Below are 21,648 nucleotides of genomic sequence, written 5' to 3' on the forward strand. Positions count from 1 at the left end.
CGGAATACAGGATGAAGTGATGGGCGATCTGGCAATCTTCTACGAATGGGCGATGTTTGCAGCGCGCTGGCTGCATGTGGTCACGGCCATCGCCTGGATCGGTTCGTCCTTTTATTTCATCGCGCTTGACCTGGGCCTGAGAAAGACCCCGAGCCTGCCGCCGCTGGCGCATGGCGAGGAGTGGCAGGTACATGGCGGGGGCTTTTATCACATCCAGAAGTATCTGGTGGCGCCCGAATTCCTGCCCGAGCATCTGACCTGGTTCAAATGGGAGAGCTACGCGACCTGGCTATCGGGCGCCATGCTGATGGCGCTGCTCTACTATGTCGGGGCTGACCTGTTCCTGATCGACCGCAATGTTCTCGACGTGCCCAATTGGGTGGCGATTCTGCTCTCGGCCGGCTCCATCGTGCTGGGCTGGCTGCTTTATGACACGCTGTGCAAATCCCCCATCGGGCAGTCGACCACCGGGCTGATGCTGGTGTTGTTCGCGATCCTCGTCGCCATGAGCTGGGGCTATACGCAGCTGTTCACAGGCCGCGCGGCCATGCTGCATATGGGGGTGTTCACCGCCACCATCATGACCGCCAATGTGGCGATGGTCATCATCCCCAACCAGAAGATCGTGGTGGGGGATCTCAAGGCCGGGCGGGTGCCCGACGCCAAATATGGCAAGATCGCCAAGCAGCGCTCGCTGCACAACAACTACCTGACCCTCCCGGTCATCTTCTTCATGCTCTCGAGCCATTATCCGCTGGCCTTCGCCACGCAGTGGAACTGGATCATTGCCAGTCTGATCTTCCTCGTCGGCGTGGTCATCCGACACTATTTCAACACCCGCCACGCGCGGAAGGGCAATCCGCACTGGACCTGGGCCATCGCTGTGATCCTGATGCTGGTTATCGCCTGGCTTTCGACCTCACCCAGATTGCCGGTGGAGAACCTGGCCACCGCGACGGGCGAAAAATTCATGGCGACTGAGCATTTCGCCTCTGCGAGCCTGACGGTGCAAACCCGCTGCGCCATGTGCCATACAGCCGAGCCGGTATGGGAAGGGGTCTACCAGGCGCCCAAGAATGTCATTCTCGACAATGATGTCGCCATTGCCAACCACGCCCATGAAATCGCCATGCAGGCCGGCTGGAGCCACGCCATGCCGCCGGGCAATGTCACCGAGATGACTGCGGCCGAGCGGGCCCTGCTGGTCGAGTGGTATCGCGAAGGGTCCGGCTCATGAGTCGCACAATCCTGCGCGGGCGAGTGCTGAGTTTTCATCGCGCCCCACAGGGCATCGACGATGCAGAGAGCTACCTCTATCTCGAAGACGGGGCCGTTAGTATTGAGGACGGGCTGGTCGTCGACGTCGGTGATTTCGCGACCATCAATACCGCCGACGCAGTTATCATCGACCACCGGCCCAATCTGATCCTGCCTGGTTTCATCGACCCGCACCTGCATTATGTGCAGAGCCAGATGATGGCCGCTTATGCCGGTTCGCTGCTCGAATGGCTCAATACCTATACCTTCATCGAAGAACAGAAATTCTCCCAGCAGGGGCATGCCGATGCGGTGGCAGTAGATTTCTACGACGCACTGATCCGGCATGGCACGACGACAGCCGTGGCCTATTGTTCAAGTCATCCGCGCAGCGTCGATGCCTTTTTCGCCGAAGCGCAGCGGCGCAACATGCTGATGGTCGGCGGCAAGGTGATGATGGATCGCAATGCACCCGAGGGGCTCTGCGATACGGCGCAGTCGAGCTACGACGACACCAAGGCGCTGATTGCGCGTTGGCATGGGCGGGGACGGGCGCTCTATGCCATCTCGCCGCGCTTTGCCATTACCTCGACGCCAGAGCAGATGTCGGCGGCGCAGGCGCTGGTGACCGAGCATCCCGATTGCCATGTGCAGACCCATCTCAGCGAGAACGACGCCGAGATCACCTATTCCATGGAGCTTTATCCCGGCGCGAAGGACTATACAGGGATCTACGAGGATTATGGGCTGCTGGGCCGCAAGACGCTGCTCGGACATTGCATTCATCTCAATCACCGCGAGACGGCAGTGCTGGCAGAGACCGGTTCGGTGGCGGTGTTCTGCCCGACATCGAACCTCTTTCTTGGCTCGGGCCTTTTCGACCGCGAGCGGCTGATGAGCAACGGAGTGCGCGTCGGGATTGCTACCGATATTGGCGGGGGCACCAGCGTTTCCATGCTGCGCACGTTGGACGAGGGCTACAAGGTATTGCAACTGAGGGGCCAGCGGCTCAATCCGTTCGCCTCCTTCCACATGGCAACCCGCGGCAATGCCGAGGCGCTGGGGCTGGAACAGAAAATTGGGTCGATAGCCCCCGGTCACGCGGCCGATCTCATCATTCTCGATGCCGGCGCGACCCCGACCATGCGCATGCGCAGGGCGACGGTCGAGACGCTGGCCGAGGAACTGTTCCTGCTCCAGACGCTTGGCGATGACCGCGCGGTGGCGGAGGTCTATGTGGCCGGCGCAAGGGCGAAGTCCACTTTGGTCGGGTTGTGAACCCGGTGGGCTTTGGCCTACACCTTGCACACGTTCCCTTCTAGAGAGCCCCAACATGACCGACTATCTGACGAAATCCGGCCTGTCTGTGCACCCCCTTCTTGTCGACTTTGTCGAAAAGGAAGCGCTGCCGGGGCTGGCGGTATCGGCAGATCAGTTTTGGGATGGCCTGGCGGGCCTGATGCGCGAGCATGTGCCGACCAATGCGCGGCTGCTGGCCAAGCGCGACGATCTCCAGGCCAGGATCGATGACTGGCATCGCAAATATGGCCCAGTGGCGAACAATCCGCAGGGCTACGAATTCTTTCTCAAGGACATCGGGTACCTAGTCGACGAGCCCGCGGATTTCAGCATCGAAACCGACAGGCTCGACCCGGAAATTTCCACCGTTTGCGGGCCACAGCTGGTGGTGCCGGTCTCCAATGCCCGCTATGCGCTCAACGCCGCCAATGCCCGCTGGGGCAGCCTTTATGATGCGCTCTACGGCACCGATGTGATTGGTCGCGATGGCGATCTGGCGCCGGCCAAGGGCTATAATCCGGCCCGCGGCGCGGCCGTGGTGGCGCGAGCGGCAGCTTTTCTCGACCAAGCCTTTCCGCTTTCGACAGGCAGCCATGCCGACGTCACAGCTTATGTGGTGGCCGAGCAGGCGGGCCTGGCCAATTTCGTCATCGATACCAAGAATGGGCCTGCAACGCTCAAGGACGGCGCGGCTTTCGTTGGCTATTCCGGCGAGGGCGGCAAGGCCGAGATCGTGCTGCGCCACAACGGCCTGCATGCGGTGCTGTTGATCGATCCGACCAGCGCCATCGGCGCGACCCATGCGGCAGGGCTCAGCGATGTCCTGGTCGAGGCGGCGCTGACCACGATCCAGGACTGCGAGGATTCCGTGGCCGCTGTCGACGCCGAGGACAAGGTCGGGGTCTATCGCAACTGGCTGGGGCTAATGACCGGCACGCTGGCGGACACGTTCGAAAAGGGCGGCAAAACCGTCACCCGTACACTCAAGGCCGACCGGGACTACAATGGCGCCGACGGCAAGCCGCTGGTGCTCAAGGGCCGCTCGCTGCTGCTGGTGCGCAATGTGGGTCACCTTATGACCACCGACGCGGTGCTGCACGATGGCAAGCCTGTGGGCGAAGGTCTGATGGATGCCGCCCTCACGGCCCTTTGTGCGCTGCACGACAAGGGCGGAAATTCGCGCCATGGCTCGATCTATGTGGTGAAGCCCAAGATGCATGGGCCGGAAGAGGTGGGTTTTGCCTGCGCCATCTTCGCCTCGGTCGAAGGGTTCCTGGGCCTCAAGCCCAACACCATCAAAATCGGCATCATGGACGAGGAGCGGCGCACATCGGCCAATCTCAAGGCGGCGATCTACGAGGCGCGCCATCGCGTCTTCTTCATCAATACCGGCTTCCTCGATCGCACGGGCGATGAAATCCACACCTCGATGGAAGCGGGCGCCGTGCTGCGCAAGGACGAGATCAAGTCCGAAAAGTGGATCCATTCCTACGAGGATCGCAATGTGCTGATCGGCCTTAGCTGCGGGTTCTCCGGCAAGGCGCAGATCGGCAAGGGCATGTGGGCGCGGCCCGACGACATGGCAGCGATGATGGAGGCCAAGATCGGCCATCCCAATGCCGGCGCCAATACCGCCTGGGTGCCTTCGCCCACTGCGGCGACGCTGCATGCGCTGCATTATCACCAGGTCGACGTGTTCGAGGCGCAGAAGCGCCGGCACAACCAGGCCGTGCCGCAATTGAGCGACCTGTTCTCCATGCCGGTGCAGGTGCCCTATTCGCTCAGCCGCGAAGAGATCACCCGCGAGCTGGAAAACAATGCGCAGGGCATCCTGGGCTATGTGGTGCGCTGGGTGCAGCAGGGCGTGGGCTGCTCCAAGGTGCCCGACATCAACAATGTGGGGCTGATGGAAGACCGCGCCACCTGCCGCATTTCCTCGCAGGCCGTTGCCAATTGGCTCCGGCATGGCCTCGTCAGCCGCGACGACGTGACGACGGTATTCGAACGCATGGCGGGCGTCGTGGACGAGCAGAATGCCGGTGATCCGCTCTATCGGCCGATGTCCGACAATTTCCAGTCCGTCGCGTTTCAGGCCGCATTGGACCTTGCGCTGCGTGGCGCCGACCAGCCCTCGGGCTATACCGAGCCGCTGCTGCATGCGGCCCGGCGCAAGGTGAAGGCACGGACCGGAAACTAGCGTCTCCAACTTTTCTCAAATGGCCGGTCGCACTCGATAGAGCACCCTCCCCTTGACGGGGAGGGTTGGGGAGGGGTGGTTCCGCCCCGGGCACCCAGTGCGTGCACACCCCAACCCATCGTCCCCCGTCAAGGGGGAGGTGTCGCGCCGGTGGGTGTGGAAACATCCGCGCTCCGCTTCACCTTCACTCGCAGGTGAAGCTTTCATGGCTGGCTTCATCGCCGCCAGTATAGCGGGCAATGGCCGGATAGGGACAGAGCTTGCGGGTGATGCCGATCATCTCGGGGACATATTGGTTGTCCGGCGTGACTTCGGCCACCAGATGGCTCGGTGCGGAACCGTTCTCGACCCAGTCCACCAGGGCGTTGAAGGCGTCGAACTTGTCGGTTGCCGGGCTGCCGGGCCCATGGCCCATGCCGGGCACCGTGTAGAGCATCGCAAAGTCCTCGGCATTGCCGCCATTATTGGTGTCGAGCTTTTTGTACCAGTTGATGGTGTCCATCACCGAGAAGACCGGGTCGCTCATACCGTGGAAGACGATCATCTTGCCGCCGGCCTCACGGAATTCCGCTAGTTCGGGATTTTCCATATCGGTGGGGGTCATGAACTCGACCGGCGACTCGGTGAAGGTGGCGTCAGTTGCCGTGACTGTCGCATCAGTGTCGAAGTCGTAATCGAGCAGGAACTGCAACAGCGAGCTTGGATCGCCGCCGACTTCGACTGGCGGATTGGAAAAGACCATGGCCAGCGAAGATGCTCCCATGGTGGCGATCAGCGGGAGATTGTCCCAGGGCGGAATGGGGCTTTCGAGCTTCCAGAAGCGCCAGTCGCCGGTGGCGATGCCACGATCCCAGGCCCAGTTTGTGTATAGCGCTTCACCCTTGGAATTGGTCGGACCGGCATGGATGCGCCGAAGGGCTTCGACCTGTTCGGGGCTGATGCACTGGTTGGTCGTGCCGGCCGCGCAGGCCAGGCTGGAGATGTCGAAGGTTGCCTGGCAGGCCGGGCTGTCGGCAATGATGCCGTCTTCGAGACCATCCAGGCCATCACAGGCAGCGACGATAGCGTCGCCGACGATTTGCAGGTCCTGGGGCGTGAACGCCTTGCGGACATCACCATTGACGGCGTGGAAGCTCTGGACGTCCCAGGCGTGCTGCACGGCGGCGCGAGGCAGGTTGAAGCCGGGATAACCGGCGAGGATGCCGTCGAAGGCCTCGGGCGAGCGGGTGGCCTGCACCATGGCATGGCGCCCGCCATTGGAGCCGCCGACACCGTAGCTATAGGCGATCTCGTCGCCGTAATAGGCTTCGACCATGCCGGTGGCGACGGGATTGAGCTTCATCACCGCGCCATAGCCATAGTCGCTGCGGGCCTCGGGATCGAAGCCGAACTTGGCGCCGGCGGCGAGGCCGGCATCGGGCTGGGCGGCGCCATCATGGCCGGCATCGCTGGAGACCACGGCATAGCCGCGCGCCAGTGCCGAGTCGGCGGGATCGGCGTTGAGCAGATTGCCCATGGCCGGAACCACGGACCCGTCATTGCCACCATTGAACTGATGCACAAACCGGCCGTTCCAGTCGTTCGGCAGGCGCATTTCGAAGCTGATCCTGTAGGTGTTGCCGTCAATGCCGGTGCGTTCGCCAACATGGCCCCGCACGAGGCAATGGGCGACGGGCGCGTTCTCGCCCAAAGCTTCGGCCAGTGCCTCGGTGACGACGAGGCCCTCGACCCCGAAGTCATGCGTGGCGACGTCAGCGCAGTCGAGCGCCTGCGCCTGTGCCGCGCCGGCCCATGAGGCCGCCGCCAGCATCGCGCCCAGCGCGACGGAATTCCGCCATCCTGATTTCATCTCATCCTCCCAATGCATCTGTGATGCCCGGATATGGTTATGCAGAATAACAAAATAGGCAAGGGCACTGGTGTGATGTGAGGCTGTCTTGCGACGACGTGCCCTCTCTGTCGACAAAACGCGAACCCGTTCAACGGGCTAGGCTTTATCGATTTAGCAATGGGCTTGGCCAAGGCTGTGGAAAATTTTTCCGGCCGAGATTTGAGGCACGTTCGTCAATCCAACGCGTATGTCGGCAGGGTGATCGTGGAGCCGGACTGGAGGATTTCGACGTCATTGGCGCGCATTGTCGTGGCGGTGTTAATTGGCTCGCCGGTGCCCATGTTACGCGCATAACGCGGGTGGGCTCCTGAGGCGATCAGCAGCCTCAGGCGATGCCCGGGCAGGAAGCCGTGGGCCGTCGCATGAAGCGGGATGGAAAGGCTCCAACTGCCATCGATTTCGGTCGGGTTGTCGGGGGTCACACGCGTAAAGCCATCGCAGATGTTGCGCGAAAAGCCATCCGGTCCCACGTCGCAGAGTCGCACGAAGAAATCGACATCGGGCAGGCTGGCGCGCGCTTTCAACGTGACCATGCATTGCCCGATAATGGTCACCTCGCTTGTGAGGACCCGGCTGGTATAGGTGAGCACATCTAGGCGCGCCTCGAGCGGAGCATTGTCCACCGCGCCGGCGCCGGTAAAGGCGAAGATGGCGCCGCCCAGGTTCGGCGTCGGGTCGGCAGGGTCATAGCGATAGGTGTCGCTGCCGGTTCCGGCGGAGCCGTGGTCCACAAGATTACCATTGGCGGCCAGCATCCAGGTCTGCGGTGCGGCGACGCCGGGCGGATAGGTGTCGAATTCGTGCCAGGCATTGCGCCCCGAAACATGAAGGCGCACAGGTCGCGCTCGCAGGCCGGAACGGTCGCCCATCAGCCAGGCGCGCATCCAGGCCAGCGTCTCGCGCAGATTGTCGCGCTGCAATTCCTCGGCAATGTGGAACCAGGTGCCGATAGTGAGGTAGGGCCGATGGCCCAGCGCGACCAGCCGCTGATAATCGGCCAGCAGGGGGTCGAGCATGAAATCGTACCAGCCGGAAATGAAATGTACCGGTGGGGTGCTCTCGCTCAGGCGGTGCCGATGGTCGAGGTCGGCCCAGAAATCATCATTGCCGATGGCATGTTCGAACCAGTGCCGCCAGAAACCGATTTCGTGGCCGACCACGGCCTTGTCGGCCTCGATCAGCGGCAAGACGGCGGCTGCTCTCTCGGTGCGGCGCTCGATATCGCCCGAAAACATGCGGGCCGCCGTCGCCAGCGTCCGGCTTCGCAACCCCTCCACCACCTGCACCCAGGAAAGCCAGAGATTGAGGTGGAAGGCGCCCGAGGGGAACACCACAGGCCGGAAGTTCGTCGTGGTCACCTTGGTGGCCATTGCCGCGGTGGGGGGCAGGGCGTCGCAGATGGCCCATTGGGCATATCCGAGATAGCTCGGCCCGGTCAGGCCGATCCGTTCATCAAACCACTCCTGGGTCCTGATCCAGTCCAGGGTCGCCAGGCCGTCGGCGCGCTCATTGGCAAAGGGATCGAACTCCCCACCTGAGCGCTCGGTACCCCTACAGGCTTGAATCACCACATGAAACCCGCGCTCGGCATAGGCCTCCGCAATCGGCGCAAACCCCCGCCTTCCATAAGGAAGCCGCATCAATATGGTCGGATGAGGCCCCGGCGAATCCGGCGCATAATGGTCGGTTTTCAGCACCACCCCATCGGCCATGATCACCGGAATGCTGCGTTTCCGGCGCACGCCATTGAGCCGCGGCGGCAGGTCTTCCACCCAGGCCAGATAGAGCGAAGAAAGGCTCATGACGGGGTTGGCCTCGAACTGTCTTGCGATCTGGTGGGTGAGGGGAAACGCATCATGATCCTTCTGGCCTGGCCGAAGTGGCGCGCGCCGAGTCTGATCCAGTGGCATTGTCCTGCCAAGGGGTTTGCCTGTAAGTGAGTGTGGCCACCAGCACGCGCGACATTGCCGACCGCGCTGGCGTCTCGGAAGCCGGGAACTTTCGGCACTTTCCTAGCAAGACGGATCTCCTGGTGCGCATCGTCAAGCCGTTGGCCGGACGGATCGTCGTGCCAACGGGGCTGGATCAGCTGCCGAGATCGAGACCGTGACCGGCCTTCTGGCCCGGGGCCTGGCAACGGACTGATCAGTTGACGAAGTCGAATTTGTCGACGTCGAACAGGCCTTGGTCGGTCATCTTGAGATGCGGGATCACCGGCAGAGCGAGGAATGCCACCTGCAGAAATGGCTCGGGCAGGACGCAGTCGAGCGCTTTGGCGGCGTCGCGCAGATGGTCGAGATCGCGGGCTACCGCCTCGAAGCCTTTCAGGCTCATCAGTCCGGCAATGGGCAGGGCCAGTTCCGCCGTGACTTCGCCGCCATCGGCAACCGCGAAGCCGCCGCCCAGCTCGATCAATCGGTTGACTGCCACGGCCATGTCGGCGTCGCTCGTGCCGACAACGGTGATGTTGTGGCTGTCATGCCCTACCGAGGAGGCGATGGCGCCGCGCTTCAATCCGAAGCCGGTGACGAAGCTGCGGCCGATATTGCCATTTTTGCCGTGCCGCTCGATGACGACGACCTTGATGACGTCAGCGTCGAGATCGGGTTGCAGGCCCTGTTCGGTGACGGCGAGGGATGCCTCCTCGCGGAAGGTGAGGATGAGGCCGGGCCGCACGCCGATCACGGGCACGCGGTTCTGGCCTGGTCGAGGAGCGGTGATGAAAGCCTCGGCGGTGACAGGCTTGGCCTTGACGGAATGAAGGCCGACCGGCTCGACATGGCCTCGCGTATCGAAAAGTTCGGGCGTGACCAGGCGCCCGCCGGCGATCACGTCGGTAACCTGGCAATTCTCAAGGCTGTCCAGAATGGCAATATCGGCGCGCCAGCCTGGGCCGATCAGGCCGCGATCCTTGAGGCCAAAGATGCGGGCAGCCGAGTGGCTGGCGGCGCGATAGACGTGGTGCAATGGCCGCCCCATGGCGATCAGCCGGCGGATGGAGCTGTCGAGATGGCCTTCCTCGGCGATGTCGAGAGGGTTGCGGTCGTCAGTGCAGAGGGCGACGAAGCTCGACGTGTTTTCGTCGAGAATTTCGGCGAGGGCCTGAAGATCTTTCGAAACCGAGCCTTCGCGAATGAGGATGGCCATGCCCTTTGCGAGCTTTTCACGCGCCTCGGCGGCGCTGGTGGCTTCATGGTCGGTGCGGATGCCGGCGGCGAGGTACCCGTTGAGCGCTTCGCCACGCAACAACGGCGCATGGCCATCGATATGGCCGTCCTGGAAGGCGACGAGCTTGGCTATGATTCCCGGATCGGCATTGAGCACGCCGGGGAAATTCATCATCTCGGCCAGGCCCACTACCTTGGGATGGGAGCGGAATGGCAGAAGGTCGTCGATTTCCAGTTGCGCGCCCGCCGTTTCGAACGGGGTCGCGGGGACGCAGGACGAGAGATTGACCCGCACGTCCATGATGGTGCGCTCAGCACTGTCGAGGAAATAGCGAATGCCCTCCGCGCCCAGCACATTGGCGATTTCATGCGGGTCACAGAGCGCTGTGGTAACGCCATAGGGTAGCACGCAGCGGTCGAACTCGAGCGGGGTAACCAGCGAGGACTCGATATGGAGATGGGTGTCGATGAAGCCAGGCACGGCAAAGCGGCCGGCGCCGTCGATGATCTGCGCGCCTTCGAAGCGGGCATGAGTGCCCACAATGCGGTCGGCGACGATAGCGATGTCGGTGATGGTTACAGCGCCGGTGATGACATCGAGCAGCCCGATATCGCGGATGACGAGGTCTGCCGGGGCCTTGCTTTGCCCGGCCATGATCATGCGGGTGAGCAGGGCAGGACTGGTCATGATGTTGTTCTCTTTATTGGTCATGTCGAAAAGTCAGCCTGCGGACCTGCCCCGTCAAGCCCTTGTGCTTGCATGGTAAGGAACCGGCGGCGCCCGGGCCACGTTGGTTCTGATACGGCAACAAGGAGCGTCTGATGGAAACCTATGATCCGAACAAGAACAAGACCGAGGTGCGGCAGGCCAATCCGCGACGGATGAACCTGCGCGTGCTGATTTTCTCGCTGATCGGTATTGTGGTGCTGTTCGCCGTTATCTACCTGGTCTTCGGTATGATGCAGCCGGCACCAGCATAACCGATGGGGAACCTGGGATGGGCCCGGGGGTTCTTTCCCCAGCGTCACTTCACCGGGCAGGCATCATGGACATTGGCAATAGTCTTGGTTGGGTGGACACCCATCTTCCGGCGCACATCATCGCGATCCGGCTGGTCATTGCGGCCGTGCTTGGGGGACTGATCGGCGTCGAGCGGGAGATGAATACTGCCGAGGCGGGACTGCGGACGCATATCCTGGTGTCGGTCGCCGCGGCCCTCTTCACCATCCTTGCCTTTGAAATTTTCCACACCCTCGATATCGGACCTCAGGGGCCGCAAGCCGACCCGATCCGTGCAGTGGAGGCGGTTACGGCGGGCATAGCGTTTCTCGGCGCTGGCGCGATCTTTCGCAGCGGAGCGGGTGTTCAGGGGCTGACGACCGGGGCGGGAATGTGGCTTGCCGGTGCGGTGGGCGTCGCAACTTCGCTCGGCTATTACCTGGTTGCGGCTGGCGTGGCATTGTTGGCGGTACTGGTTATGGCGGCCCTGCGCGCCCTTGCGCACGGCGTCATTCGCGGCCGCGAGGACAAGAATGGCGGCGAGCCCGTGTAGGGCCGCGGGGAGAAGCAAACAGGCGTGCCAGGCAGCGCTGAGGGACCGCGCCACCGACGTTATGCTTCTCCCCCCGGTACGGACACGACCGGGAGGTGTCGTATCCGTGCCCGTGAGCGAGACCCCGCAAGCAGGATCACCGCTAGAGGATCGACGGTGGTGCAGACCGCCGACCTTTTCGAACGGCGGAGAGGAACACTTGGGAATGCAGGCCGGCCCGAGGACCAACGCGCAGCATTACTCTCCGCCAATCGGCATGTAACCTGTGGACGCAGGAGTCACATGCCAACCGCATCCAGGCGCTGATTGCGCGCCCAGAAACTGACTATGGCCGCCGCCTCATGCCGATAGGCATCGAGTTCGGCCTGCCGAAAAAATACCGCCGCAGCACCTGCTTCATGCAGTGCCTGGCGACCGACCCGGTCCGTGGTCTGCGTCATGACGGCAATGGGGATACCCTTTTGCCGGAGCAGAGCCTGGTTGCGAGCGATGAACTCAAGGTTCGCGCCGCTATGGGCCTTCAGGTCAACGATCACCATGCCTGGCCATTCGCGGCTCGTGTCTGCCAGCGTCGCTGCCAGAAAGGCCTCGCCGGATGCAGTCGAACTGAAATGCCTGACTTCCGGAGCGCCATGGGCCAGCAACATGCGGGTCAGCAGGTGCGCCGAATGCCCGTCATCATCAATCAACGCGATGAAAGGCGTATCGTCTGAAACAACGTTCAATAGTCACCTCATCCCCGTGCCGCACGGGGTCCGAACACAACAAAACGCCATCGCTGTCCGAAAGCCGTATTCGCTCGGGCAGAGTGGTTTATACGGTTTGTAGAACACGCCCGGCGGGGCCTGACCGCTCGGGAAACATGTCGAGTTCGTGACATCGACAGGGCGGCATATGATTGAAGTCGCGCCGCGAGGGGAGGCAAAACAGGGTAAAACAGGGGTAAGCGGCCCTTGTATTTTACATGTAAAGAAGCGCAAACTACCCTAAGTGGCGGGAGTTTGAGTGTGTTGGACGGCGATGCTGACACGGAGGGAGTAAATCAGGCATTGGCGCGCGTGCTGGCCTGGCCGGACATCGCCCGCTCGCCTCAGTTGGCAAACTTCCTGAGCTATATCGTCGAGCGCCGGCTTGTCGGGGATGCCCAATCGATCAAGGCCTATTCCATCGCCGTGGATGTTTTCGGTCGCTCCCCGGACTTCGATCCGCAGGCCGATCCCATTGTGCGGGTGCAGGCGCGCCGGCTGAGGGGGCTGCTCGACCAGTACTATCGGGGTCCCGGCAGTGACGATCCGCTACGCATCGAGTTGCCGATCGGCCGCTATGTCCCTGATTTTGTCGACTCGGCGACGGAGCCGTCGGATAAGCCCACCGGCCGTGAGCTCAGTGTTATTGCTCCTCCGGTGTCCCATAAACATCCGCGTGGCCATGTCACGATATCCTGGTTCGTGCTGCTGGTGCTGGCCCTTGGCGCGACGGCCATCACCTATTCACTGGCGACATTGGGTCCGCGTCTGGAGCGGCAGGTGGTTGCTGCGGGAGCGATCCAGATGCCGCTGCTGCGGATCATGGAGTTCCAGAACCTTACCGGCGACCTGTCCCTGACACCCTCCATCGCCGCCCTCGCAGTTGAACTTGTTTCCGATTTCGAACAGGTGCTGCTTGTGGACACAGTCTTCAGTGGTCGCGGCAGCGTCACTGCGGAGACCGATCGACAGGATGACTTCCTACTCACAGGCATTGTGCGCAACAGCAGTGCCAAGACTGGAGAGTTCCAGTTCAACGCCATCCTGACCGATACGATCGACAACAATGTCGTCTGGAATTGGTCGGCCGACATTCCACGCGATCAGATTGCAAGGCGTGGAGGGATAGATTTTATCTCGCAGGAGCTCATTCTGAGATTGGGTGGGCCCCGCGGTCCTCTGCATGAGAGGGCAAGGGATTTCCTGGACAGGACCGACATAACCGGCCAGGAGAACCCCTATCTGTGTGGCGTGCTGTTCGGAGCATACCGGGCGGCCCCCACCACGGGCAATACCTTGCGACTGAACTCCTGCCTGAGGGCCTTGCCTGCGGCAGATCAGGCCAACGGCAATGTCATCGCCGCGCGGGCCAGCCTGCTGGCCGAGGCGCCGCTTGATGGGGCATGGAACAGCGAGCAGCAGATCGAGCGGTATCGTGAGGCAGAGGCGCTTCTTGCCGAGGCGTTGCGCATTGCTCCAACGAGCAGTTTCGTCTGGGAACAACAGGCCCGCGTGCATGAAGCCATGGGTCTGCATGAGGAGGCCGAGTCTGCATATGGAACGGCGCTGCAACTCAGCACCGCAAATATCGACGCCACGGCTGCCCATGCGCGTCATCTGGCGCTGATTGGGCGGTTGGACCAAGCCATTCCACTGGCGCAGCGGGCGATCATCGCAGTGCCTCCGCTCGAGGTTCCCGACTGGTTCAATTGCGTCCCGGCCATGGCGGCGCTGGAAAACAACATGTTCCAGCGCGCGCAGCGCCTCGCTCAGGAATGCGGGCAGGTGGACACCGAGCTGGGTCCGATCCTCTCCATTCTCATTGCTCAGGGCGCCGGGGATGTGGCGGCGGTAGGGCAGGTGTTGCCCAGGATCCTTGAAGTGCCGACTTTTCGCAGTAGCGGCATCATGACCCGGCTGCAGCGCCGCATGACCGATCAGGCTCTGCTGGGGCAGATTGAGCTCACCCTACTCAAGGTCGGGGTCCCCGAAAAAAGCCTTGTCGGCCCTTACTGAGCCGTGTGCTGCGCGCAGCATCGCTAGCGCACAAGCCACGCCTCACGCGCCGGTTGGGAAATGTGTTCGGCACAATTCGACAAAGCGAGTGCCGCGCTCCTCGAAATTCTTGAACTGGTTGTAGGACGGGGCGCCGGGGGAGAGGATCACCGTATCGAAACGGTCCCGTTGACCGGCCAGCGAAGCGACAGCTGTCTCCAGATCGGGTGCCTCAATGACGAGAATGTCCTTGGCGATGGCGTTGGTGGCGCGCGCCAGCCGTTCGCCGGTGACCGGCAGGGTGACCAGCGTCGTGACGCCGCGCTGGGCCAGAAGCGATGCCAGTTCGGCATAGTCCTGCTCGCGCTCGTGGCCGCCGGCAATCAGGGCGATGCGGCGGCCCGGATAGGCGGCCAGTGCGGCCTTGGTGGCCTCGGGCGTGGTCGAGATGGAATCGTTGACGATGGTCACTGCGCCGATCCGATGTTCTTCAAGGCGGTGGGGCAGGGGGCGGAAGGCCGTGATACCCTGGAGGATGCCGTCAAGGGTGCCACCGACGCCCAGGGTGATCTGGGCAGCGAGCAGGGCATTGTCGAGATTGTGGGCGCCGCGCAGGCGCGAACGCGCAACCGCACTTTCGATGGCTAAGGCTGTCTCTGGCGCCAGGACCGGCAGCAGGCGGCGATGGTCGCGAACCGCCTTTGCGACCATCGCATTGCCGCGCGCCGTGGCGCCCAGAGCCACCGCAAAGTCGCCGTCCCGGTCGATTAGATGCAGCTTGTCGGCGTAGTAGCGCTCGACCGACCCATGCCAGTCGACATGTTCGGGATAGAGATTGGTCAGTGCCGCGACGTCGGGCAGGAAATTCATGTCGGCCGTCTGGTAGCTGGAGAGTTCGAAGACCACGACCGGATGCTTGTCGGCAATGTCGAGCGGGGCTAGCCCGACATTGCCGGCGAGGCCCGCATTGATGCCGGAGCGGGCCAGCATCAGATGGGTCAGTGTGGCGGTAGTCGACTTGCCCTTGGTGCCGGTGATGGCGATGACGGTCCGGTTATGCCGAAAGGCGGCGCCCCAGAGATTGAGGTTGGAGGTGACCGGAATGCCGGCGGCACGAGCCAACTCGAGAACCGGCTTGTAACGCGAAACGCCCGGGCTCTTGACGATTGCGCCGAAGCGATGGGCCGCGATGGCGGCGGGCAGGTTGGCCACGGCGATCTGCTCGGTCTCGGGAATGTCGGCGGTGCCGCTGTCAACCGTCACAAAAACCATGAGATCCGGCTGGCGCGCCTTGAGAAAGGCGCGGGTCGAGAGGGCCTCGCGCCCGGCGCCATAGAGCAGGACCGGCTCTTCAAACCGCATAGGCTGCCACCTTGGCGGCGAGCGCGGGGGGAATGTGATGGTCGTGGCTGTCGGTCAGGCATTCCGCCATGGCCCTTTGCAGCTTCTCCTCGCCATACTGGTTAAAGAGGTCCGCCTTGACGCTGCGCACGATGGCATCCTCATGCCAGTCGGCATGGCGGGTAAGGGTGTAGAAACAGGCGGCGGCTTCCAGGATTTCGCCCACGCATTCCCAGGGCTTCTGGCCGGTCAGCCCCGCCAGTTCGCGGAAGGATTGTTCATTGGCCGGCGTATCGAGCAGGTTCTTGCCGAAAATGCGCAGCAGGCGATCCTTGGCCATGAAGGGGGCAAAGATCAGGAAGACGAAATGGCATTTCGGGCACTCGCCGCACCATAAATGCCCGTCATTGCCGGTGAGACGGAAATTGCGGTTGCAGCTGGAAAAGACCGCGTCGAACTTGCTCTCCTTGGTAAAAAGCGAGGCGATGCGTGCCTCCGAATAGGGACGGAGCAGGGAGAAATATTTCAGCGCGCCGCCGGTGGCATTGGCGAGCGTATCGGCGATCAGCAGTTCGAAGCCCAGCGACTTGGAATATTGGTGATTGGTCTCGCGCCCGTCGAACACCACATTGCCCTCGCTGGCCGAGCGCTCATTGGAGAGCACAATCTGGTCATAGCCAAAGAGCAGCGCGCAGAGCGAGGCGATCATGGAATTGATGGCAGTCGAGGGCACATGGCCATTGAAGAAGCCGGGTTCCTGGCCGAGCCGGATCATCTCGGCGTCGAGCCTCCGGCTGACATAGAGCGGCGCGGTGCCAATGGTTTCCACGCAGGCCAGGATCGGCCCCTTAGAATTGACGGCGAAAGGCGTGAAGAACTGTCCGGTATGGGTGAGGAGATCGACGCTGACCAGCGAGTCCTTGCCCCCACCAATCGGCAGCAGCGTGCGCTCGGGCAGTACCGGGGCTGGCTTGCAGGCATCCTTATCGTGGGGAGCAGTCAGAACCAGCTTGCCGAAACGCGCCAGATTGTTGCGGGCATAGAATTCCCCCAGGCCATTCTCATAGACATCGATGACAAAGGCCCGCTCGGCTTCGGAGAGAGGAATGTCGGGAGCCTGGATAGCAAGGGGTGCGCGCAGCTTGAAGTAACTGACGCCGAGCACCAGCGCAGTGAGGCCCAGGAGTTTCTCGAAGGCGGCCGAACCGGTCATTTCGACGTCAGCGCCCTGTGGCAGTATCAGCACTTCGCTGAAGGCCAGGTCGTTGAGCCCATAGGAAAAGCGCGCCTCGCCGCTGGCGGGGTTGAAGGAAGGACGTTCGATGCGGAAGAATTCGGTCACGGGTTACTCGCTGGCTTACCTTCCATATAGGTGATTTGCGGCGATGGTGGGAGTGTGGCGTTGCGATCCACTCTGTCGAGAATGCCGGATGCGGTTCGTCGCCTGGGTGAAATGCGTGCAGGGGCTGAATAATGACACCGATGATCACCGCATTCGAAAAGTCACCCGACGGTGGTCAGGGTCTGGCGCGGGACATGCGGGTGCGCTGGGCACTGGAGGAGGTAGGGCAGAACTATGATGTTCGCCTGGTGCCATTCAGCGAGCTCCGGCAGGAGGCGCATGTGCAGCGCAACCCCTTCGGACAAATTCCCACCTATGAGGCCGAACAAGTGGTGCTGTTCGAGAGCGGGGCGATCATCCTGCATATTGCCGGAGAACATCGTGGCCTCTTGCCGGTCGATCCGGAGGCTCGGGCGCGGGCCGTCATGTGGATGTTCGCCGCCGTCAGCACGGTCGAGTCACCCATCGTGGAGCGCGAGCAATCTACCTTCACGGACAAGGGCCAAAGCTGGTTCAGCACAGAGCGCTTCGCCTTTCTAGAGGATCGGATCCGGGTGCGCCTCGGGCAATTGGCGGCGCGGCTGGGCAAGGGGGAATGGCTCGATGGGGACTTCAGCGCGGGTGACCTGATGATGGTCATGGTGCTGCGGCGGGCCGATGAATGGCTGCTTGCGGAGTTTCCGAGCCTTGTCGCCTATGTCGAGCGCGGCAAGGCGCGACCGGCCTATAAAAGGGCTTTTGCGGCACAATGGCTGGTCAATGGCGAGGGACCGGTGCCGGGGTAGCTAGATCAGCCGCTCCAGCCGCCCCTTGCGCTTGATGATGTTCTTGTAGTCCCATTGCACAGTCCGGGACTCTTCGAGCCAGCTGGCCATGGCATTGGAACTGATCTGTTCGAGTGCGGTGAAGCGAGCCTCGGCGGCCTTGAAAGTGCCCTCCGGCTCAAGCCCCGGCGTTTGGAAGGACTGGCCGCTCCAGAACAGCAGTCGCACCGGGCCTTTGAGCTTGGAATAGCCGACAATCGGGTTGCCATCGAGGAACCAGACGGGATGGGCATGCCAGATCTTGCTTTCGGCATCGGGCAGGCGCTCGTCGATGAGGCGGCGCAGCCTGTCGCAGATTGCGCGATATGGCTCGTCCTGCGCGGCATGATAGGCGTCGATGGTGGTGGGCTTGGTCGTCGTCATGGGTTTGGCCTCCCTCATGCGGCAGATTATACCGGGACGACGAGGGAGGGGTGGGGATTTCGACGGGGGTTGGCGTTTGCGGCCTTGCGATGCGCTCAGCCACTCAGGCACAGCCTTCGTGGCCTTCTCACCTAAAATCACGCCACTGGCCTGATTTTGCCTGCGGCCGGTTCGAAGCTAGTAGATCCGCATCTGCATGCGCATGACAATGTCGGTGCCCAGGCGCTGGAAACCGAATTCGCGCATGGTGCAGCGCCAGTCCTCTCCGGATTTTTCGATGCGGAACAGATTGTAGCGGGCCGGATCGTCCAGCGTCCCGCCCTGCGCCGCGCTGGCGGCGGCAACGCCGATCACGGGTACTTCGTGCGCCTTGCCCGAAATGTGGTGGATCGAGGAGCGGTGCGTGTGCCCATGCAGCACCAGTTCGGCGCCCTCATTGGCAATGACCTGACGAAAGAGCCGATGGCCCTTGAGGCCGAAGGATGGGTGCTGCAATTCGGCATTGGGCGGGTGGTGGATGAGCACCACGCGGAAATAGCCGGCGTCACCGAGCAGTTTCAAAATGCGGGCAAGGCGGGCCGCCTGCTTCTCCTCGAATCGTCCGATGGCCATGAAGGGGGGTGTCGGCACGGCACTGGAACAGGAGATGATGGCCATCTCGCCAACGCGACGAACAAAGGGGAAGGCCTCGCCTTCTATCGTCTCGCCCTTGAGATAATCGCCCCACTGGTCCTTGGCATAGTCAAGGGCGCCGGGGACATAGGCGTCGTGGTTGCCTGGACACACAATGGTCTTTTCAGCACTGCCCAAAGCCTTCAGCCATTGCCCGGCGCGTTCGACCTCGCTGTCGAGCGCCAGATTGGTCAAGTCGCCTGTAACGGCGGTGAAATCGGCATTCTGCTGCTGCATATGCGCAACCAGGCGCGACAATGTCTCGGTGTTCATCTCGCCGTGGCGCTTCAGCTTCCAGTTGAGAAAGCCGGTCAGGCGCTTGCCCAGCAGATCACGCAATCCCACTGCGGGCATGGGCGACAAGTGAATATCGGAGATATGCGCCAGGGTGATCATCGCGGGGGTTGTGCCAGAACGGATGCGGCAAGAAAACGTTCAATCGTCACAACGCACGATTTTGTCGCGGTCAAAGCTCTGATAGCCAAGAGGCAGGAACGGAGCCAGATAGAATGATGAATCGCTTCCAGCGCGGGCGCGCCAAGGTTTTCCTCACCCTAAAGGGCCTGTGGCACCGGATGACTGTGGGCGCCAGGGTCATGGTGGTCGATGGCGACAAGGTGCTGCTCATCCGCCATGCCTATGTGCCGGGCTGGCAGTTTCCGGGCGGCGGCGTCGGGCCGGGTGAAACCTTCGAGGAGGCCGGGGCGCGCGAGACGCTGGAGGAAACCGGCTATCGCGTCATTGGCCCGATGGACTTGTTCGGGCTCTACCACAATTCAAGCCCCGTCACAGACCGGGACCATGTGGCCTTCTATGTTGCAAAAAGGTTTGAGTTTGTCGCCGAGCGCAAGCCGGATCATGAGATTGCCGAAGTCGGCTGGTTCGACCGCCACGACCTGCCCGAGCTTGTGACCCCCGCCACCAGCCAGCGGATCGACGAATATTTTGATGGTCAGGAGAAGCGGTCGGTCTGGGGGTATTGAGGTTCCTCACCCAGCTTTGCCAAAGCTCTCGGACTGACGTCGCTACCCTCCCCCCAAGGGGGAAGGGATTGAGGGTCGGGTCACCCGCAGTCAACCAGTTTTTTAATCAACCCAGAAAGGGCAGTTCCGGCCCAATGGGGATGATGCGGTGCGGGTTAATGGTCGTGTGGCTCCAGTAATAGTGGGTGCGGATATGGTCGAGATCGACCGTTTCCTTGACGCCAGGCACCTCGTAGAGCGCCTTGAGATAATGCGAGAGGTTGGGATAATCGGCGATACGTTTGCGATTGCATTTGAAGTGGCCGACATAGACTGCGTCGAACCGAACCAGCGTGGTGAACAGGCGCCAGTCGGTCTCAGTGATGCTGTCACCGGCAAGATAGGCCGTTTCGCCCAACAGGCCTTCCACCCAGTCCAGCGCCTCGAACAGCTTTGAGACGGCGTCGTCATAGGCCTCTTGGGTGGTGGCGAAGCCAGCCTTATAGACGCCATTGTTGATGTCGTCATAGACGCGGGCATTGATCTGGTCGATGCGCGGACGGAGGGCCTCGGGGTAGTAATCCTCGGTGTTGCCGGTCAAGTCGTTGAAGGCCGAATTGAACATGCGGATGATTTCCGAGCTTTCATTCGAGACAATGGCACCGGTCTTCTTGTCCCAGAGCACCGGCACGGTGACGCGGCCGGTATAGTCGGGAACCGCTTCTGTATAGACCTGCCAGAGGTTGTCCTTGCCAAACAGCGCGTCGCCGGTCGAGCCGCCGTCCTTGTCGAAATTCCAGCCAGTCTCGTCGGGCATCTTTGGCGCCACGACCGAGACCGTGACCAGGCTCTCCAGTTCCTTGAGCTTGCGGAAAATCAGGGTGCGATGAGCCCAGGGGCAGGCCAGGGACACATAGAGGTGGTAGCGGCCGGGCTCTGCGGCAAAGCCAGCTGTTCCCGATGGGCCGGACGCGCCGTCGGGCGTAACCCAGTTGCGGAAGCCAGATTGCGAGCGGACGAACTTACCGCCTGACTTCTTGGTGTCGTACCACTGGGTCGACCATTTCCCGTCGATCAATTGTCCCATTCGTCTCTCTTTCGGTCATCATGCTGTGGGCATTGCAGGGTCAAATGCCCGGATGCCGCAAGCGTTGCGGTATTCGTCATCATCTAGTGAGACAGCGCCGATGGGATAAGGCCGTGATGATGCAACAATGCGTTATGCATTCATGACACAGAGGCGGCGCCTAAAGGATTTTCGCGGCATGACTCAACATTCCCATTTACGGCCAGCCGGACGGGTGCTAATGCGGCAACAGACGTGGAGGCGTCCAGGATGGTAAAGGTATTGCAGTGGAACCGACGACCCTAAGCGGTCGTTTCGAGCGGTAAGCCCAAGGGCTGGCCGCGCCTTGCTCTGCACATCTTTTCTGGACCAGACCCATGACCACGCTCGTTGCGGCCGAGGCCGTTGCTCCCCCTGTCGCAGGCCAGCCCCATGTGCGGCTCGCGACCCCAGCCGATGATGTATTTATCGAGGACCTGCAGGCGATTGCCTTCGGTCCGGGGCGGTATGCACGTACGGCCTTCCGGGTGCGCGAGCGGTTCCCCATCGATCCCAGCCTCAGTCTGATCGCCGATGTGGACGGCACACCCTGCGGTTCGGTCTGGATGACACCGATCAGCGTCGACGGGCGCAAGGGCTATCTGCTCGGGCCACTGGCCACCCATCCCAATTTCCGCAAGCGGGGCGCCGGCAAGCTGTTGGCGCGCGAAGTCAGCCGGATGGCGCTGGCGCGGGGCGAGGGTGATTTCGTGCTGCTGGTCGGCGACCAAGATTACTATTGCCCGCTGGGGTGGGAGATCACTACGCCGGGCAATATCGAATTCCCTGGGCCGGTCGATCCCAGCCGCGTGCTGCTGCTGTCCGATGACAAGGATCTTGCCAAGTCGCTGAAGGGCACTATTTCTGCGTTTGACACGGGGCAGTGACGCCAAAAAGGGGTGCGCGAACCAACCTGCTGAACTAAGGTTTGGCG

19 protein-coding genes are annotated in these 21,648 nt (G+C 62.1%); 10 read left to right on the forward strand and 9 right to left on the reverse strand.

The annotated features are described in order from the left end of the window. Positions 1-19: 19 nt before the first annotated feature. From ACXYMS_RS02725 to ACXYMS_RS02735, 3 genes are read left to right on the forward strand one after another with little or no spacing between them, the layout of a single operon-like run. Positions 20-1,237, forward strand: a complete 1,218-nt coding sequence (locus ACXYMS_RS02725) for a urate hydroxylase PuuD (protein ID WP_458903486.1) — start codon at positions 20-22, stop codon at positions 1,235-1,237. Then, positions 1,234-2,535, forward strand: coding sequence for a guanine deaminase (gene guaD / locus ACXYMS_RS02730; protein WP_458903487.1), 1,302 nt, complete (start codon positions 1,234-1,236; stop codon positions 2,533-2,535). The genes ACXYMS_RS02725 and guaD overlap by 4 nt, the downstream gene beginning before the upstream one ends. Positions 2,536-2,590: 55 nt before the next feature. Then, positions 2,591-4,753 carry a malate synthase G gene (locus ACXYMS_RS02735; protein ID WP_458903488.1) on the forward strand — a complete coding sequence of 721 codons (2,163 nt, stop codon included), beginning with the start codon at positions 2,591-2,593 and terminating at the stop codon, positions 4,751-4,753. A 184-nt stretch (positions 4,754-4,937) separates the two neighbouring features. Here the strand turns inward: ACXYMS_RS02735 and ACXYMS_RS02740 are convergent, their stop codons facing one another. Further along, positions 4,938-6,602, reverse strand: a complete 1,665-nt coding sequence (locus ACXYMS_RS02740) for a tannase/feruloyl esterase family alpha/beta hydrolase (protein ID WP_458903489.1) — start codon at positions 6,600-6,602, stop codon at positions 4,938-4,940. Between the two features lie 215 nt (positions 6,603-6,817). After that, a complete protein-coding gene (locus ACXYMS_RS02745; RefSeq protein WP_458903490.1) occupies positions 6,818-8,446 on the reverse strand; it encodes a CocE/NonD family hydrolase in 1,629 nt (542 codons plus the stop codon). Positions 8,447-8,586: 140 nt separating this feature from the next. Here ACXYMS_RS02745 and ACXYMS_RS02750 point away from each other — a divergent pair, with 140 nt between their 5' ends. Next, positions 8,587-8,754, forward strand: a complete 168-nt coding sequence (locus tag ACXYMS_RS02750; protein ID WP_458904591.1) for a helix-turn-helix domain-containing protein — start codon at positions 8,587-8,589, stop codon at positions 8,752-8,754. Positions 8,755-8,789: 35 nt separating this feature from the next. On the opposite strand, the gene ade is transcribed toward ACXYMS_RS02750, so the two are convergent. Then, positions 8,790-10,499 carry an adenine deaminase gene (gene ade / locus ACXYMS_RS02755; protein ID WP_458903491.1) on the reverse strand — a complete coding sequence of 570 codons (1,710 nt, stop codon included), beginning with the start codon at positions 10,497-10,499 and terminating at the stop codon, positions 8,790-8,792. 134 nt (positions 10,500-10,633) lie between these two features. Here ade and ACXYMS_RS02760 point away from each other — a divergent pair, with 134 nt between their 5' ends. Both ACXYMS_RS02760 and ACXYMS_RS02765 read left to right on the forward strand, forming a co-directional pair. Continuing rightward, complete coding sequence (locus ACXYMS_RS02760; RefSeq protein WP_458903492.1) at positions 10,634-10,792, forward strand: hypothetical protein; 159 nt, start codon at positions 10,634-10,636, stop codon at positions 10,790-10,792. 65 nt (positions 10,793-10,857) lie between these two features. Then, positions 10,858-11,364 carry an MgtC/SapB family protein gene (locus ACXYMS_RS02765; protein ID WP_458903493.1) on the forward strand — a complete coding sequence of 169 codons (507 nt, stop codon included), beginning with the start codon at positions 10,858-10,860 and terminating at the stop codon, positions 11,362-11,364. Between the two features lie 278 nt (positions 11,365-11,642). On the opposite strand, the gene ACXYMS_RS02770 is transcribed toward ACXYMS_RS02765, so the two are convergent. Beyond that, on the reverse strand, positions 11,643-12,089 hold the full coding sequence (locus ACXYMS_RS02770) for a response regulator (protein WP_458903494.1): 447 nt from the start codon (positions 12,087-12,089) through the stop codon (positions 11,643-11,645). A 282-nt stretch (positions 12,090-12,371) separates the two neighbouring features. Here ACXYMS_RS02770 and ACXYMS_RS02775 point away from each other — a divergent pair, with 282 nt between their 5' ends. Next, entirely contained in the window at positions 12,372-14,126 is a 1,755-nt protein-coding gene (locus tag ACXYMS_RS02775) for a hypothetical protein (protein WP_458903495.1), read from the forward strand. Positions 14,127-14,168: 42 nt separating this feature from the next. On the opposite strand, the gene murD is transcribed toward ACXYMS_RS02775, so the two are convergent. Then, on the reverse strand, positions 14,169-15,467 hold the full coding sequence (gene murD / locus ACXYMS_RS02780) for a UDP-N-acetylmuramoyl-L-alanine--D-glutamate ligase (protein WP_458903496.1): 1,299 nt from the start codon (positions 15,465-15,467) through the stop codon (positions 14,169-14,171). Beyond that, on the reverse strand, positions 15,457-16,788 hold the full coding sequence (locus tag ACXYMS_RS02785) for a hypothetical protein (protein ID WP_458903497.1): 1,332 nt from the start codon (positions 16,786-16,788) through the stop codon (positions 15,457-15,459). Before ACXYMS_RS02785 ends, murD begins: the two co-directional genes overlap by 11 nt. 131 nt (positions 16,789-16,919) lie before the next feature. On the opposite strand from ACXYMS_RS02785, the gene ACXYMS_RS02790 reads away from it, so the two are divergent. Continuing rightward, positions 16,920-17,573, forward strand: coding sequence for a glutathione S-transferase family protein (locus tag ACXYMS_RS02790; protein ID WP_458903498.1), 654 nt, complete (start codon positions 16,920-16,922; stop codon positions 17,571-17,573). Here the strand turns inward: ACXYMS_RS02790 and ACXYMS_RS02795 are convergent, their stop codons facing one another. Beyond that, complete coding sequence (locus ACXYMS_RS02795; RefSeq protein ID WP_458903499.1) at positions 17,574-17,975, reverse strand: DUF1801 domain-containing protein; 402 nt, start codon at positions 17,973-17,975, stop codon at positions 17,574-17,576. Positions 17,976-18,152: 177 nt separating this feature from the next. After that, complete coding sequence (locus ACXYMS_RS02800) at positions 18,153-19,043, reverse strand: metallophosphoesterase family protein (RefSeq protein ID WP_458903500.1); 891 nt, start codon at positions 19,041-19,043, stop codon at positions 18,153-18,155. A gap of 113 nt (positions 19,044-19,156) precedes the next feature. Here ACXYMS_RS02800 and ACXYMS_RS02805 point away from each other — a divergent pair, with 113 nt between their 5' ends. Further along, positions 19,157-19,630 (forward strand): NUDIX domain-containing protein, encoded by a 474-nt coding sequence (locus ACXYMS_RS02805; RefSeq protein WP_458903501.1) that lies wholly within the window; start codon positions 19,157-19,159, stop codon positions 19,628-19,630. Between the two features lie 106 nt (positions 19,631-19,736). On the opposite strand, the gene ACXYMS_RS02810 is transcribed toward ACXYMS_RS02805, so the two are convergent. Beyond that, positions 19,737-20,696 (reverse strand): glutathione S-transferase family protein, encoded by a 960-nt coding sequence (locus ACXYMS_RS02810; RefSeq protein ID WP_458903502.1) that lies wholly within the window; start codon positions 20,694-20,696, stop codon positions 19,737-19,739. A 356-nt stretch (positions 20,697-21,052) separates the two neighbouring features. On the opposite strand from ACXYMS_RS02810, the gene ACXYMS_RS02815 reads away from it, so the two are divergent. Continuing rightward, entirely contained in the window at positions 21,053-21,601 is a 549-nt protein-coding gene (locus tag ACXYMS_RS02815) for a GNAT family N-acetyltransferase (RefSeq protein WP_458903503.1), read from the forward strand. Positions 21,602-21,648 lie beyond the last annotated feature (47 nt).

It is taken from the genome of Devosia sp. CAU 1758 (assembly GCF_054482695.1).

Excerpts from the sequence above, each read along its gene's own strand:
- ACXYMS_RS02795 (WP_458903499.1), bottom strand. The coding sequence starts at position 17,975 with ATGACGACGACCAAGCCCACCACCATCGACGCCTATCATGCCGCGCAG.
- ACXYMS_RS02745 (WP_458903490.1), bottom strand. The coding sequence starts at position 8,446 with ATGAGCCTTTCTTCGCTCTATCTGGCCTGGGTGGAAGACCTGCCGCCG.
- ACXYMS_RS02810 (WP_458903502.1), bottom strand. The coding sequence starts at position 20,696 with ATGGGACAATTGATCGACGGGAAATGGTCGACCCAGTGGTACGACACC.
- ade (WP_458903491.1), bottom strand. The coding sequence starts at position 10,499 with ATGACCAGTCCTGCCCTGCTCACCCGCATGATCATGGCCGGGCAAAGC.
- murD (WP_458903496.1), bottom strand. The coding sequence starts at position 15,467 with ATGCGGTTTGAAGAGCCGGTCCTGCTCTATGGCGCCGGGCGCGAGGCC.
- ACXYMS_RS02760 (WP_458903492.1), top strand. The coding sequence starts at position 10,634 with ATGGAAACCTATGATCCGAACAAGAACAAGACCGAGGTGCGGCAGGCC.
- ACXYMS_RS02765 (WP_458903493.1), top strand. The coding sequence starts at position 10,858 with ATGGACATTGGCAATAGTCTTGGTTGGGTGGACACCCATCTTCCGGCG.
- ACXYMS_RS02735 (WP_458903488.1), top strand. The coding sequence starts at position 2,591 with ATGACCGACTATCTGACGAAATCCGGCCTGTCTGTGCACCCCCTTCTT.
- ACXYMS_RS02805 (WP_458903501.1), top strand. The coding sequence starts at position 19,157 with ATGATGAATCGCTTCCAGCGCGGGCGCGCCAAGGTTTTCCTCACCCTA.
- ACXYMS_RS02740 (WP_458903489.1), bottom strand. The coding sequence starts at position 6,602 with ATGAAATCAGGATGGCGGAATTCCGTCGCGCTGGGCGCGATGCTGGCG.
- guaD (WP_458903487.1), top strand. The coding sequence starts at position 1,234 with ATGAGTCGCACAATCCTGCGCGGGCGAGTGCTGAGTTTTCATCGCGCC.
- ACXYMS_RS02800 (WP_458903500.1), bottom strand. The coding sequence starts at position 19,043 with ATGATCACCCTGGCGCATATCTCCGATATTCACTTGTCGCCCATGCCC.
- ACXYMS_RS02725 (WP_458903486.1), top strand. The coding sequence starts at position 20 with ATGGGCGATCTGGCAATCTTCTACGAATGGGCGATGTTTGCAGCGCGC.
- ACXYMS_RS02790 (WP_458903498.1), top strand. The coding sequence starts at position 16,920 with ATGACACCGATGATCACCGCATTCGAAAAGTCACCCGACGGTGGTCAG.
- ACXYMS_RS02815 (WP_458903503.1), top strand. The coding sequence starts at position 21,053 with ATGACCACGCTCGTTGCGGCCGAGGCCGTTGCTCCCCCTGTCGCAGGC.